This window comes from Streptomyces sp. URMC 129 (genome assembly GCF_051386415.1).
GTDB lineage: Bacteria > Actinomycetota > Actinomycetes > Streptomycetales > Streptomycetaceae > Streptomyces.
Genome location: NZ_JBPQTQ010000016.1, coordinates 45797 through 59088, shown reverse-complemented (window position 1 = coordinate 59088; position 13292 = coordinate 45797). Strand labels below are relative to the sequence as shown.

Annotated in this window: 10 protein-coding genes; 8 read left to right on the top strand and 2 right to left on the bottom strand. The window is 74.8% G+C overall.

What is annotated here, in order from left to right:
* Nucleotides 1–729 (top strand): DUF4190 domain-containing protein (locus ACSNOC_RS05660; protein WP_436746128.1); only part of this gene is annotated, 729 nt, incomplete at its 5' end.
* 126 nt (nucleotides 730–855) lie between these two features.
* Nucleotides 856–1329: a hypothetical protein gene (locus ACSNOC_RS05655; protein ID WP_436746127.1), complete on the top strand. Its 474-nt coding sequence runs from the start codon at nucleotides 856–858 to the stop codon at nucleotides 1327–1329.
* A 258-nt stretch (nucleotides 1330–1587) separates the two neighbouring features.
* Here ACSNOC_RS05655 and gabT read toward each other — a convergent pair whose 3' ends face one another.
* A complete protein-coding gene (gabT, locus tag ACSNOC_RS05650) occupies nucleotides 1588–2946 on the bottom strand; it encodes a 4-aminobutyrate--2-oxoglutarate transaminase (RefSeq protein ID WP_436746126.1) in 1359 nt (452 codons plus the stop codon).
* Nucleotides 2947–3250: 304 nt separating this feature from the next.
* Here gabT and ACSNOC_RS05645 point away from each other — a divergent pair, with 304 nt between their 5' ends.
* The 5 genes from ACSNOC_RS05645 to rpmF all read left to right on the top strand — a co-directional run bounded on the left by ACSNOC_RS05645 (nucleotide 3251) and on the right by rpmF (nucleotide 10121).
* Nucleotides 3251–4108, top strand: a complete 858-nt coding sequence (locus tag ACSNOC_RS05645) for a S1 family peptidase (RefSeq protein ID WP_436746129.1) — start codon at nucleotides 3251–3253, stop codon at nucleotides 4106–4108.
* 167 nt (nucleotides 4109–4275) lie between these two features.
* Nucleotides 4276–6633 carry an ATP-binding protein gene (locus tag ACSNOC_RS05640; protein ID WP_436746125.1) on the top strand — a complete coding sequence of 786 codons (2358 nt, stop codon included), beginning with the start codon at nucleotides 4276–4278 and terminating at the stop codon, nucleotides 6631–6633.
* Nucleotides 6634–6751: 118 nt separating this feature from the next.
* Nucleotides 6752–8305, top strand: a complete 1554-nt coding sequence (locus ACSNOC_RS05635) for a PucR family transcriptional regulator (protein ID WP_436746124.1) — start codon at nucleotides 6752–6754, stop codon at nucleotides 8303–8305.
* A gap of 140 nt (nucleotides 8306–8445) precedes the next feature.
* Nucleotides 8446–9897 (top strand): aldehyde dehydrogenase family protein, encoded by a 1452-nt coding sequence (locus ACSNOC_RS05630; RefSeq protein ID WP_436746123.1) that lies wholly within the window; start codon nucleotides 8446–8448, stop codon nucleotides 9895–9897.
* A gap of 53 nt (nucleotides 9898–9950) precedes the next feature.
* Nucleotides 9951–10121 (top strand): 50S ribosomal protein L32, encoded by a 171-nt coding sequence (rpmF, locus tag ACSNOC_RS05625; protein ID WP_436746122.1) that lies wholly within the window; start codon nucleotides 9951–9953, stop codon nucleotides 10119–10121.
* A gap of 10 nt (nucleotides 10122–10131) precedes the next feature.
* Here the strand turns inward: rpmF and ACSNOC_RS05620 are convergent, their stop codons facing one another.
* Entirely contained in the window at nucleotides 10132–11184 is a 1053-nt protein-coding gene (locus ACSNOC_RS05620) for a TRM11 family SAM-dependent methyltransferase (RefSeq protein ID WP_436746121.1), read from the bottom strand.
* 175 nt (nucleotides 11185–11359) lie between these two features.
* On the opposite strand from ACSNOC_RS05620, the gene ACSNOC_RS05615 reads away from it, so the two are divergent.
* Nucleotides 11360–13261 (top strand): acyl-CoA dehydrogenase family protein, encoded by a 1902-nt coding sequence (locus ACSNOC_RS05615; protein WP_436746120.1) that lies wholly within the window; start codon nucleotides 11360–11362, stop codon nucleotides 13259–13261.
* Nucleotides 13262–13292 lie beyond the last annotated feature (31 nt).

Here is a 13292-nt window from a genome sequence, read left to right as displayed (position 1 = left end):
CCCCCGTACCCCTACCCGTATCCGCCGCCGCCGCGCAACGGGCTGGGCACCGCGGCGCTGGTCCTCGGGATCGTCGCCGCCACGCTCTGCTGGACCTTCGTGTTCAGCGTGGTCGCCCTCCTCCCCGGCGTCCTCGCGCTGATCTTCGGCGTCATCGGCGTCCGGCGCGCCCGCCGGGGGACGGCGACGAACCGCGGGGTGGCGCTGGGCGGGCTGTGGACCGGGGCCGGGGCGACCGCCGTCTCCGCGGTGCTCACGGTGCTGTTCTTCGTCTGGGTCCTCGCCCCGGTGCCCGTGGTCTCGGCGGCCGGGGCGGACCACCTGGCCGGGACCGGGGACGAGGTCGTCTTCGACGACGGTCTGGTGGTGACGGTCGAGGACCTGTGGGAGGACCCCGACGGCGGCTACTCGGTGCGGATGCGGCTGGCCAACGAGGGCGACGAGGACGCCGATCTCGGCGGCGCCCGCCTGTCGGCCGCCTACGACGGCGAGGCCGTCGGGGAGTCCGGCGTGGTGCGCGAGCAGCAGGCGTCCGGCGCGCTGCGGCCGGGGGAGACGACGGCGGCCGGGTACCGGATCGCGGAGCCGGGCGGCCCGGCGGAGGTCCTCGCCCTCGACTTCTCGCCCGGTGACGACTACGGGACGGCGTACTGGGAACTGGACCTGCCCGGCGACCCGGCCGGCGGGGACTCCGGCGGCGGCTCGGGCTCCGGCGGTATCGACGTCTGAGCCACGCGCGCCGCGGCGCGCGGAATTCCCGGCGAAGTGGCGTAAGAATAGGCGGAGTTCGCCCTCCTACCTCCATGACGGCCCGCCGGCCCGGTCGTCGGGCCGGGGGCGTGAGGAGGACGCGGCATGAGTGGCAGTGGCCGGACGAGAACGGCGATGGAGTGGCTGGCGTCGGCGGCGCCGGACCCGGACGCGTGCCGGTGGGAGTGGGAGCGCCACCCGATGGGTGTGGCGTTGCTGCCCGCCGGGCGGTTATGGGACGTGCTGATCCTGATCGGGAAGCTGGGACACCCGACGTTCGACGTGCTGTCCCGGGTGATCGACCGCCCGGGACCGGTGCTGGCGGACCACGGGAGCGCGCGGATCGGGTTCTTCGTGCCGCCCGGGACGGCCGGGCGCTGGCTGGGCACGGGCGTACGGGCGGCGGGGCGCGGCAGCTGGATCGTGGTGCCGCACCCGACGCGTACGGCGCGGGGCGTGCGCTGGCTGGTCCCGCCGGACGGGTCGGGCCTGCTCACCGACCCGGCCGTGCTGGAGATGTCCATGCACGAGGCGGCGGCCGTCATCGCGCGGTCGGCCGGCGAGGGCGACACGGGCTGAGCGGGACGGCGGGGCGCCGGACGCATGACTGCCCCGGAGCAGTGGGGGAGAGCTCCGGGGCAGTCATGCGGTCGCCGACCGGACGGCCGCACGCCCCGGGGGGTGTGGGGCGGGCGGATCCGGTCCGAAAAGGAGTGCGGGAGTCTGGCTGCTCTCGCTTCCGTCCCGACCGTACGGCAGGTCGGCGCGCCCCGGAGCGGCCCCCAGGAGATCCGCATCACATCCCCGCACGTTCTCCATGGAGCCCGTGCGCGCCGCTCACCGGCCGGTCAGGGCGTCCTGGAGGATGTCCAGGCCCTCCGTCAGCAGCTCCTCGCCGATGACGAGCGGCGGCAGGAACCGCAGCACGTTGCCGTAGGTGCCGGCGGTCAGCACGATGAGGCCCGCGCGGTGGCAGGCGGCGGCGACGGCCGCGGCGGAGGCCGCGTCGGGCTCCGTGGTGCCGGGCCTGACCAGCTCGATCGCCAGCATCGCGCCGCGCCCGCGCACCTCGCCGATCAGCGGGTGCCGCGCGGCCATCGCCCGCAGCCGCGGCCTCATCACCTCCTCGATGCGGCGGGCCCGAGCGGGCAGGTCCAGCTCGCGCATCGTCTCGATCGCGCCGAGGGCGGCGGCGCAGGCCACCGGGTTGCCGCCGTAGGTGCCGCCGAGGCCGCCGGCGTGGACGGCGTCCATGATCTCGGCGCGCCCGGTGACGGCGGCCAGCGGCAGGCCGCCCGCGATGCCCTTCGCCGTGGTGATCAGGTCGGGAACGATGCCCTCGTCCTCGCACGCGAACCAGTGGCCGGTGCGGCAGAAGCCGGTCTGGATCTCGTCGGCGACCAGCAGGATGCCGTGCTCGCGGGCGAACGCGGCCAGGCGCGGCAGGAAGCCCCGCGCGGGAACGATGAACCCGCCCTCGCCCAGGATCGGTTCGACCACGATCGCCGCCGTGTTCTCCGCGCCGACCTCCTTGGTGATCCGGTCCGCGACCAGCGCCGCGGCCTCCTCCGCGCAGCGCTCGGGGCCGGTCGGCCAGCGGAACGGGTACGCCATCGGGAACCGGTGGATCTCCGGGGCGAACGGGCCGAAGCCGTGCTTGTACGGCATGTTCTTGGCGGTCAGCGCCATGGTGAGGTTGGTCCGGCCGTGGTAGCCGTGCTCGAAGACCACCACCGCCTGCCGCCCGGTGTGGTAGCGGGCGATCTTCACCGCGTTCTCGACGGCCTCGGCGCCGGAGTTGACGAGGATCGACTTCTTCGGGTGGTCGCCCGGGGTGAGGCGGGCCAGCTCCTCGCAGACCTCCACGTAGCCCTCGTAGGGCGTGACCATCGCGCAGGTGTGCGTGAACCGCCCGAGCTGCTCGGCGGCCCGGCGGACCACGGCCTCGGCGCTGTTGCCCACGCCGGTGACGGCGATGCCGGAGCCGAAGTCGATGAGCGCGTTGCCGTCGACATCCTCGACGATCCCGCCGCCGGCCCGCCGCGCGAAGACGGGCATCACCGACCCGACGCCGGACGCGACGGTGGCCAGCTTCCGCGCCATCAGCTCCCGCGACCCCGGGCCGGGGATCCCGGTGACGAGCCGGCGCTCCTGGGGCAGGGACGGGCCTCCGGACAGTCCGGTCGTGGCGCTCATGGGTGCACTCCTCGTCGCGAGAGGGCTGATACGGTCGCTCACCAGGCAGGCTAGGCCCGCCCGGTGCGGCCCGGCATGCGCCGCGACGGAGTGGCCCCGGGGCCGTTCTTGGCCATCCCGGCGTGCGCGACGCGCGCTCCGGCGCCCGGCGGGGTCCCGGCTCCCGGCCCGGCCGCCGCGCGCGGCGAGGGCGGCCCGCGCTCCCCGCTCGGCGCCCTTGCGACCCGTCCGGCCCGGCCGGACGATTCCCCCTGTGAAGAGCCAGCGAACCATTCGCGGGGCCCGTCGTGGCCCGTTGCTCGCCATGGCCCTCGGCCTGGCCGTCGTTCTCGCCCTCACCGGCCACGGGCCGGCGGGCGCGGACACCCCCCACACGTTCACCGAAGAAGAGCTCGCCGCGGCGAGCGACGCCGTCCTGGCCGCCGATGTCGGCGGCACCGCGTGGGCCGTCGACGAGGCGGTCGGCTCCGTCCTCCTCCAGGCCGACTCCACGGTCACGGAGGCCGACCTCGACCGGATACGCCAGGAGGCCGGGGCGTACGCCGACGCGATCAGCGTCGAGCGCGTCCCCGGCGAACTCACCCCGCTCCTCGCCGGCGGCGAGGGCATCCGCGCCTCGGGCGGCTGGAGCTGCTCGGTCGGCTTCAACGTGCTCCAGGGCACCACCAAGTACTTCGTGACCGCCGGACACTGCACCGAGGGATACCCGCGCTGGTCGGTGGAGGTCACCGGAAGCCCCGTCGGCCCGACGGCCGACTCGTCGTTCCCGGGGAACGACTGGGGCGTCGTCTACTACGACTACCAGGGGTACCAGGGTCCCGGCGGCGTCTACCTGTGGAACGGCACCTTCCGTCCCATCACCGGGGCCGCCGAGGCGTACATCGGGATGCCGGTGGAGCGCAGCGGCCGGACCACGGGCCTGCGCGGCGGCACCGTCACCGGGCTGAACTGGACCGTCGACTACGGCGGCGGCGACGTCGTCTCCGGCCTCATCCAGACCAACGCCTGCGCCGAGCCCGGCGACAGCGGCGGTCCGCTGTTCTCCGGCACCACGGCCGTGGGCCTCACCTCGGGCGGCAGCGGCAACTGCTCCTCGGGCGGCACCACCTACTACCAGCCGATCACCGAAGTCCTCAACCACTACGGTTTCACGCTCCCCTAGCCCCGGCCCAACTCCCCGTGCGGCCCTGACGGTTCCGCTCCCGCGGTGGCGCGTGTCCGCCGCGGGGGCGGAACCGCACGAGCGGCACCACCCGCCGGTCCCCTGCACTAGATTGGAACGCCGACGTCGCACTCGGCCGATGGCCTGATCAGGGGGCTTGGCACCGCATGAGCACCAACGGCGCGCCGGACGCGCGGGAGACACGCGAGGGCGGCCATCCCGCCACGCGGCCCACAACCATGCCGCCGGCTCCCCGGCAGCCCCCGGAGGCCGAGGGCCCGCCCCTCGCGCGCTGGCTGCACACCCCGCGCCCGGCCGCCAGGCCCGGCGTCTGGCGGGCCGGCCACGTGCCGAAACCACCCGAGGACCCCGACCGCCTCAGCGACCGCGAGCTGCACGGCGGCGCGCTGCTGGCGCTGCTGGCCGGCTGGCTGGTGTGGTCCCTGTACGCCAACGGGTACCTCCGCGCGGTGATCTGGCCCCTCGACTGGCTCGGCCTCGCGTCCTGGGGCGCCTCCACCGGCGGCATCAGCGTGCTGTACGTGTACGAGCTGCTGTTCGTCTGCCTGCTGGCGTTCCTCTTCGGCCGCGTCGGCAACGCGCCCCGGCTGTGGCGCCGCTGGCGGCCCGCCGTGCTGCGCGCGGTGTGCGGCCGGGCGGACATCGAGCCGATGAGCCGCCGCGAGGTCCTGCGCGCCACCGCCGCCCTGGTCGCCGCGTACGCCGCGTGGCGCCTCAGCTTCCGGGGCGTGTGGGAGTTCTGGCTGGATCCGCTGTACGCCGTCGTGCCCGACTCCTGGTGGGAGGACGGCGACACGACCGCGTACACCCTCACCTACAACCTCTACTACGCCCTCTACACCGCCCTGCTGCTCGCCCTCTTCGGGTGGCTCGGCGGCTGGCGGGCCGTCCTCCGCCGCTACCCGCCCGTCCCGCCCCACCGCCGGGGCCACGCCGGGACGCCGCAGCGGCGGGCCGAGCTGGCCCGGCTCACCGACTTCACCGAGCTGCGCGCGGCGGGCGCGGACGCCGCCGCCGACCGGCTGGCCGAGGAGATCCGCAGCGGGCGCATGGGCGACCTGGACTACGCCCGGATCACGCACGCCTGGCAGGCGGTCCGGGCCAGGCCCACCGCGCTGCCCGCGTTCGCCGACGCGGCCCGCGTCCACGGCGCCGCCGCGTTCGTCCACCCCTCCGGGGACCGCGACCTGCCGGTCCGCGCCGCCCAGCACGACCTGCTGACCCGGCAGGTCCGCATCGGGCAGGCGCTGGACGAGGAGCGGAACCCGTACGAGTACCGCGGCGAGGACGTCGCGCTCGACCCCGCGGTGCTCGGCACGTCGCTGCTGGCCGTCGGGCCGCCCGGCTCCGGCAAGACCGGCCGCGTCATCCGGCCCGTGACCGAGGCCCTGTGCCTGCACGCGCTCACCGGCCAGGCCGCGGTGGTCGCCGTCGGCACCGCCAGCAGCGCCCTCGGCCCCGACCACGCCTTCGATGTCATCGTCCGCGTCGGCGACCCGGCCGGCAGCCACCAGCTCGACCTGTACGGCGGCGCCACCGACACCGACGAGGCCGCCGCGCTGGTCGCGGAGGCGCTGGTGGGCGGCTCGCGCACGGATCCCCGCGAGGCCGCCGCCGTGCTCGTCCAGCTCATCGGCCCCTACCAGGCGGCGTACGACCGGCTGCCCGGCGTCCCGGAGCTGCGCGCCATGCTCGACGGCGCGCCCGCCCTGCTCGCCACCCTGCGCGAGGACCTGCGGCTGGCGGGCGCCGTGGGCCAGGAGCGCGAGCTGGACGCCAGGGCGCGGCAGGCCCAGCGCCCCGACGACCTCGGCCCGCACCTGGCCGACCGGCTCGCCCTGCTGGACCGCGCCGGGTTCTCGCACACCGCCCGGACGTTCTCCCTCAACTCCCTGGTCCACCCGCTGCGGGTGCGCGTCGACCTGCCCGCCACCGGGCACGCCGAGGCCGGACGGATCATCACGCGGCTGCTGCTGGCCCAGTTCACCGCGGCGGTCACCGCGCGCCCCGACCGCTCCCTCTTCGCCTGCCTGGTGCTGGACGACGCCACCGCCGCCATCACCCCCGGCACGGTGCGCGGGCTGACCCATCTGCGTCCGGCCAACGCGGGCGCCGTGCTGGCCCTGCGCACGCTCGACGACGTCCCGGCCGAGCTGCGCACCGGGCTGCTGGGCGCGGTCGGCTGCCGGATGGCGTTCTCCGGCATCACGACCTGGGACGCCGAGCACTTCGCGCGGGTCTGGGGCACCGAGTGGCGGGAGGATCAGGACATCACCCGCACTCCCGACCGCAGCGGCGGTGTGATGAAACGCACAGTGCGCGGCATCCGGAAGGTATTCACCGGGCGGGACACGACCACCGAGTCCGTCACCGTGCGCCGGGTCGAACGGGAGCGCTGGTCGGCGTCCGAGCTGGCCCATCGCGTGCCGCCGCGCCACGCGGTGCTCTCGCTCACCACCGTCGCGGGCGAGCCGGGGCCGCCGGTGCTGGTGCGGCTCGGCTGACCGCGCGGCGCGGCGGGATGGCCGAGACGCACCGCATATGCCACAGGCGCCATCGGCGGTGCGACGGCTCCGCTGTACGGTGAGGACACGTGTCGTTCCGGCTCTTCCAAGGTGACTCATGCAGCCGACTCTCGCGACGCTCGTCCAGCACTCCGCACTGAAGCTCGGCGTGCTCGCGGGCGAGGACCGGCTCGACGCCGAAGTGCGCTGGGCGCACGTCAGCGAGCTGGCCGACCCCGTGCCCTGGCTGGACGGCGGCGAACTGCTGCTGGTCACCGGCCTCCACCTGCCGGTCCACGACGAGGCGGAGATGCGGGCGTACGTCGCGCGGCTGGACGCCGCGGCGGTCGTGGGGCTCGGCTTCGGCACCGGGGTGCACCACCCGGAGGTGCCGCCCGCGCTGCTGGCCGCCGCGCGCGAGACCGGGCTGCCGCTGCTCGAAGTGCCGCGCCGCACGCCGTTCATGGCCATCAGCAAGGCGGTGTCCGCCGCGATAGCCGCCGAGCAGTACCGCGCGGTCACGGCCGGGTTCGCGGCCCAGCGGGAGCTGACGTCGGCCGCGCTGTCCGGCGGCGGTCAGGGCGCGCTGCTGGAGCGGCTGGCCGGTCAGGTGGGCGGCTGGGCCGCGCTCTACGACCTGTCCGGCGCGGTCACCGCCGCCGCCCCCGGCTGGGCGGGGCGGCGGGCCAAGAAGTTCGCCGCCGACGTGCGGCGGCTGGCGGACCGCCCGGCGCCCTCCAGCGTCGTCTGCGCCACCGCGCCCGAGGACGACCGGGTCGAACTGCAGTCGGTGGGCACCGGCTCGGTGCCCAGGGCCGTGCTCGCCATCGGCACAGGCGCGCCCGGCACGGCGGAGCGGTACGCCGTGCAGTCCGCGGTGGCGGTGCTGACGCTGCTCACCGAGCGCTCCCACGCCTACCGGGCGGCGGAGGCCAGGCTCGACGGCGCGGTGCTGCGGATGCTGCTCAGTGGCGAACCGGACCACGCCAGGGCGGTGGCCGGACAGCTCTACGGCGGGCTGCTGGACGCGCCGCTGCGGGTGCTGGTGGCGGCGCCGGGGTCCGATCCCAAGGCGCTGGAGATGCTGGCCACGGCGGTGGACACGGCGGCGGCCAGGGCGGGGGAGTCGGTGCTGTGCGCGGCCGACGGCGACGGGCTGGTGCTGGTCGCCGCCGACGGCGGCGCGGCGGTGGGGGCCTGCCTGGCCTTCGCCCGCGACAAGCCGCGCTGCCGGGCGGAGGGCTTCGCCCTGGGCATGTCGTCGCCGACCGGGCTGGCGTCGGCGGACGCCGCGTACCAGCGGGCCCGGCAGGCCGCGCTGGTGGCCCGCAGGCGCGGGCGGACGCTGGTGGAGCACGACGACGTGGGCGCCGGCTCGGTGGTCACGCTGCTGGCGGACGACGCGGTGCGGGCCTTCGCGGACGGCATGCTGCGGGCGCTGCGCGACCACGACGAGCACGGCCGCGGCGACCTGGTCGCCTCGCTCCGCGCCTGGCTGGCCCGCCACGGCCAGTGGGACGCGGCGGCGGCCGACCTCGGGGTCCACCGCCACACGCTGCGCTACCGGATGCGCCGCGTGGAGGAGATCCTGGACCGCTCGCTGGACGACCCGGACGTCCGGATGGAGCTGTGGCTGGCCCTGAAAGCCACCCCACCGGACCGCGCGCCCTGATCCCCCGGTACGGCCCGTCGAGCCGCCGGAACGGCGGACTGCGACGGCCGGCTCCGACCGCGCGGACAAGCACCTTCGCCGCCCCGAGCGCCTACGGTGGAGAGCGGGACACGACATCTCCGGAAAGGGCGGCACCCGCGATGACCCCAGCGACACCCCAACCGTTCTGGCTCGCCGGCCGGGCGGCGAGCGGTGACGGCGTGCTCCAGGTCACCTCCCCGTGGGACGGCGGCACCGTCGGCGCGGTGAGCGTGCCGACGCCCGCCCAGGTCGAGGAGGCGGTCGCCGCCGCGGCGGCCGTCACCGCCGAGTTCGCCGCCACGCCCGCGCACGTCCGGGCCGCGGCCCTCGACCATGTGGTCGGGCGCCTCGGCGAGCGCGCCGAGGAGATCGCCCGGCTGATCAGCGCGGAGAACGGAAAGCCCGTCAAGTGGGCGCGCCTGGAGGTCTCCCGCTGCGTCTCCGTCTTCCGCTGGGCCGCCGACGAGGCCCGCCGCTTCAACGGCGGCGAGGCCCAGCGCCTGGACGCCGACGCGGGCGGCACCGGGCGGCTGGCGCTCACCCGCCGGTTCCCGTACGGCCCGGTGCTCGGCATCGCGCCGTTCAACTTCCCGCTCAACCTGTGCGCCCACAAGGTCGCCCCCGCCCTCGCGGCCGGCGTCCCGATCGTGCTCAAGCCCGCCCCGGCGACCCCGCTGACCGCGCTGCTGCTCGGTGAGCTGCTGGCCGGAACCGAGCTGCCCGCGGGGGCGTGGAGCGTGCTCCCGGTGCCCAACGAGGCCATGCCGCCGCTGGTGGCGGACCCCCGGCTGCCGGTCGTCTCGTTCACCGGCTCCGTCCCGGTCGGCTGGTCGATCCGCGAGGCGGTGCCGCGCAAGCGGGTCACGCTGGAGCTGGGCGGCAACGGCGCGGCCGTCGTGCTGGCCGACTGGTCCTCCGACGCCGACCTGGACCGGGCGGCGCGGCGCATCGCCACCTTCTCGAACTACCAGGGCGGCCAGTCCTGCATCTCGGTGCAGCGCGTCATCGCGGACACCGCCGTCTACGACCGGCTGGTGCCCCGGATCGTCGCCGCCGCCGAGGCGCTGGTCACCGGCGACCCCTCCGACGAGGGCACCGACGTCGGCCCGCTGATCAGCGAGGACGCCGCGCGGCGCGTGGAGTCCTGGGTGCGGGAGGCGACGGCGGCCGGCGCGAAGGTGCTCACCGGCGGCACCCGGGACGGCGCGAGCTTCGCGCCGACGGTGCTGGAGGGCGTCCCGCGCGACGCCAAGGTCTCGTGCGAGGAGGTCTTCGGGCCGGTCCTGTCGGTGACCCGGGTGGACGGCGAGGAGGCCGCGTTCGCCGCGGCCAACGACTCGAAGTTCGGGCTTCAGGCGGGGCTGTTCACCCATGACCTCCAGGCCGCCTTCCGCGCCCACCGGGCCCTGGAGGTCGGCGGCGTGGTGGTCGGCGACGTCCCGTCGTACCGCGCCGACCAGATGCCCTACGGCGGCGTCAAGGACTCCGGCGTCGGGCGCGAGGGCGTGCGCTTCGCGATGGAGGACTACACCTACGAGCGCGTGATGGTGCTGACCGGCCTCGACCTGTAGAGGCCCCCGGCCCCAGGTGTAAACGACAATCCTTTTCATATAGGCTGCGGGGCATGGCCGTTCCCAAGCGCAAGATGTCCCGCAGCAACACCCGTCACCGCCGTGCCCAGTGGAAGGCCGCCGTGCCCGACCTCGTGCCCATCGTCATCGACGGGCGCGAGCACCGGGTGCCCCGCGCCCTGGTCCGCGCCTACCAGCGCGGGCTGCTCCACCCCGACGACTAGCCGGGGCGGGTTACGGGCCCGTCCGGGACCGGCGGGCTACGACTAGGTCGCGCAGGATCGCCTGGTCGACGCGGTGGCGGAAGCCCCGGTGGGCCTCGTCGTCCCGGATCTCGAAGCCGTGTCCGGCGAGCAGCGCGGTCAGCTCCTCGCGCCGCGCCCCATGGGTGTTCCACGCGATCCCGATCGCGCCGCCCGGCCGCAGCAGCCTGGTCCAGACGGGGAGGGCCGTGGTGAGCAGGGCCAGCGGGCTGCGCGACAGCCCGGCCCGCGCGGCGCTGCCGTGCTGCACGCCATAGGGCGCGTCGGTCACGATCAGGTCGAACGACGCCGGGCGGAAGAAGTCGCCGCTCGCCGCCGTGTCGGCGTTGATCATGGTCAGCTCGATGGTCCGGCCCCGCTTGTACAGCTCCTTGCTCTCGCCGAGCGTCACCTGGAAGCGGCGCCCCAGCGACTTGCGGTCGCGGCGGACCGTGGTGGTCTCGGCCTGGTGCTTGACGCGGCTGTTCTTCAGCCAGTGCCGCAGGAAGTTGCCGTACGCCTCGAAGCTCTTGCCGTCCCGCTCCACACCCGCCGCGTCCAGTCCGTACATCACCGCCTGGTTGAGGGTGGTGCCCCGGCCGCACAGCGGGTCCAGCACGCGCAGCCCGCCGTTCAGCAGCCGTTCGGGGGTGTCGCAGGCCATCGCGGTCACGTTCAGCAGCAGCTTGGTGAAGTCCTCATTGGTCTTGCCCGGGTACTTCTGGATGGTGATCAGGTCGCTGCTGAACTTGTCCAGACGTGTCACGTCCAGCGGCGTCAGGCGACCGTCCGCGATCTCGAAGACGGCGTAGAGCGCCGACAGATTGGCCAGGTAGCGCAGATCGTCCCCGGTCAGCTCCGGCGCGCGGAATGTCAGGTACGGCACCCCGCCCAGTGTCGTCTCGCCGACGTCGGTGAGCCGTCCGCCCAGCACCGCCTCGTTGAACACCGACAGCTCGGCGCGGGCGAGCGCGGCGGCGCCCTGGGCGTACACCCGGTTGTGCGAGGGGAGCAGCAGAAAGCCGTACGTCTTCATCGCGTTCATCGCGCCGGAATTCTATGCGCCGGGAGACCGGTCGCTGTCCGAGCCGTGGCGCCGTGCGGAGCCCGCGCGACTCTCTGTGTCCGGATATGTATCGAAGTGCTTCAGCTTCCGGTTCCCCGCTGCCGAGAATGGGTACATACGCACCAGTAGTTCTCATCCGGGCGAGGTGAGCGACATGACCGTCTCCGAACGCGAAGCCCGCCGGGTCGCCGAGGCCGCCAGGGAACAGGACTGGCGCAGGCCGAGCTTCGCCAAGGAGCTCTTCCTCGGGCGCTTCCGGCTCGATCTGCTCCACCCCAGGCCGGTCCCCGACGAGGACGCCACCCGCGTGGGGGAACGATTCCTCAGCCGGCTCCGCGCCTTCTGCGCCACCGGCATCGACGGCGCCGCCATCGAGCGGGAGGCCCGCGTCCCGGACGAGGTGGTCGGCGCGCTGCGCGAGCTGGGCGCGTTCGGCATGAAGATCGCCCCCGAGTACGGCGGCCTCGGCCTCAGCCACGTCTACTACAACCGCGCGCTGGCGCTCGTCTCCTCCGCCAGCCCGGCCGTCGCCGCGATGCTCTCCGCCCACCAGTCCATCGGCGTCCCCCAGCCGGTGACGCTGTTCGGCACCGACCACCAGAAGGAGACGTTCCTGCCGCGCTGCGCCGCCGGAGCCATCTCCGCCTTCCTGCTCACCGAGCCCGACGTCGGCTCCGACCCCGCCCGCCTGGCCACCACCGCCGTGCCCGACGGCGAGGACTACGTGCTGGACGGCGTCAAGCTGTGGACGACCAACGGCGTGATCGCCGAGCTCCTCGTCGTCATGGCCGACGTGCCCGGCCGGGGCATCACCGCCTTCGTCGTCGAGGCCGACTCCCCGGGCATCACGGTCGAGCACCGCAACGCGTTCATGGGCCTGCGCGGCATCGAGAACGGCGTGACCCGCCTCCACCGGGTCCGCGTCCCCGCCGCGCACCGGATCGGTGCCGAGGGCGCCGGGCTGAAGATCGCCCTGACCACCCTCAACACCGGCCGCCTCTCCCTGCCCGCGATGTGCGTCGGCGCCGGCAAGTGGTCGCTGCGCGTCGCCCGCGAGTGGGCCGAGGCCCGCGTCCAGTGGGGCAGGCCCATCGCGGAGCACGAGGCGATCGGCGCCAAGCTCTCCTTCATCGCGGCCACCACGTTCGCCCTCGAAGCGGTCCTGGAGCTGTCCGGCGAGCTGGCCGACGAGGACCGTCACGACATCCGCATCGAGGCCGCCCTCGCCAAGCTGTACTCCAGCGAGATGGCCTGGCGGATCGCGGACGACCTGGTGCAGATCCGCGGCGGCCGGGGCTTCGAGACCGCCGACTCCCTCGCGGCCCGCGGCGAGCGCGGCGTCCCCGCCGAGCAGCTCCTGCGGGACGTGCGGATCAACCGTGTCTTCGAGGGCTCGACCGAGATCATGCACCTGCTGATCGCCCGCGAGGCCGTCGACGCCCATCTCAGGATCGCCGGGGACCTCATCGACCCGGACGCCAGCTTCACCAGGAAGCGGAAGGCGGCCACCGCGGCCGGCGCGTTCTACACCCGCTGGCTGCCGTCGCTGGCCACCGGGCGCGGCCACCTCCCGCTGGCGTACGGCGACTTCCACGTCTCCCGCCACCCCGACCTCTCCGCGCACCTGCGCTGGGTCGAGCGCGCCTGCCGCCGGCTGGCCCGCGCCACCTTCTACGCCATGTCCCGCTGGCAGGGGCGGCTGGAGGCCAAGCAGGTCTTCCTCGGCCGCGTCGTCGACATCGGCGCCGAGCTGTTCGCCATGACCGCCGCCTGCGTCCACGCCGAGCGCATCCGCGGCCGGGGCGAGCGCGGCCGGGAGGCGTACGAGCTGGCCGACGCGTTCTGCCGTCAGGCCAGGCTGCGCGTGGACGACCTCTTCCACCACCTGTGGCGGAACACCGACGCGGCCGACCAGGGCGTCGTCCGGGCCCTGCTGGACGGACGGCACACCTGGCTGGAGGAGGGCGTGCTCGACCCCTCCACGGAAGGTCCCTGGATCGCCGAAGACCTCCCCGGCCCCTCCCGGAAGAAGAACGTCCACCGAAGGATCCGCTGACCGGGGAGATCGGGGCCACACCGACGCGTCA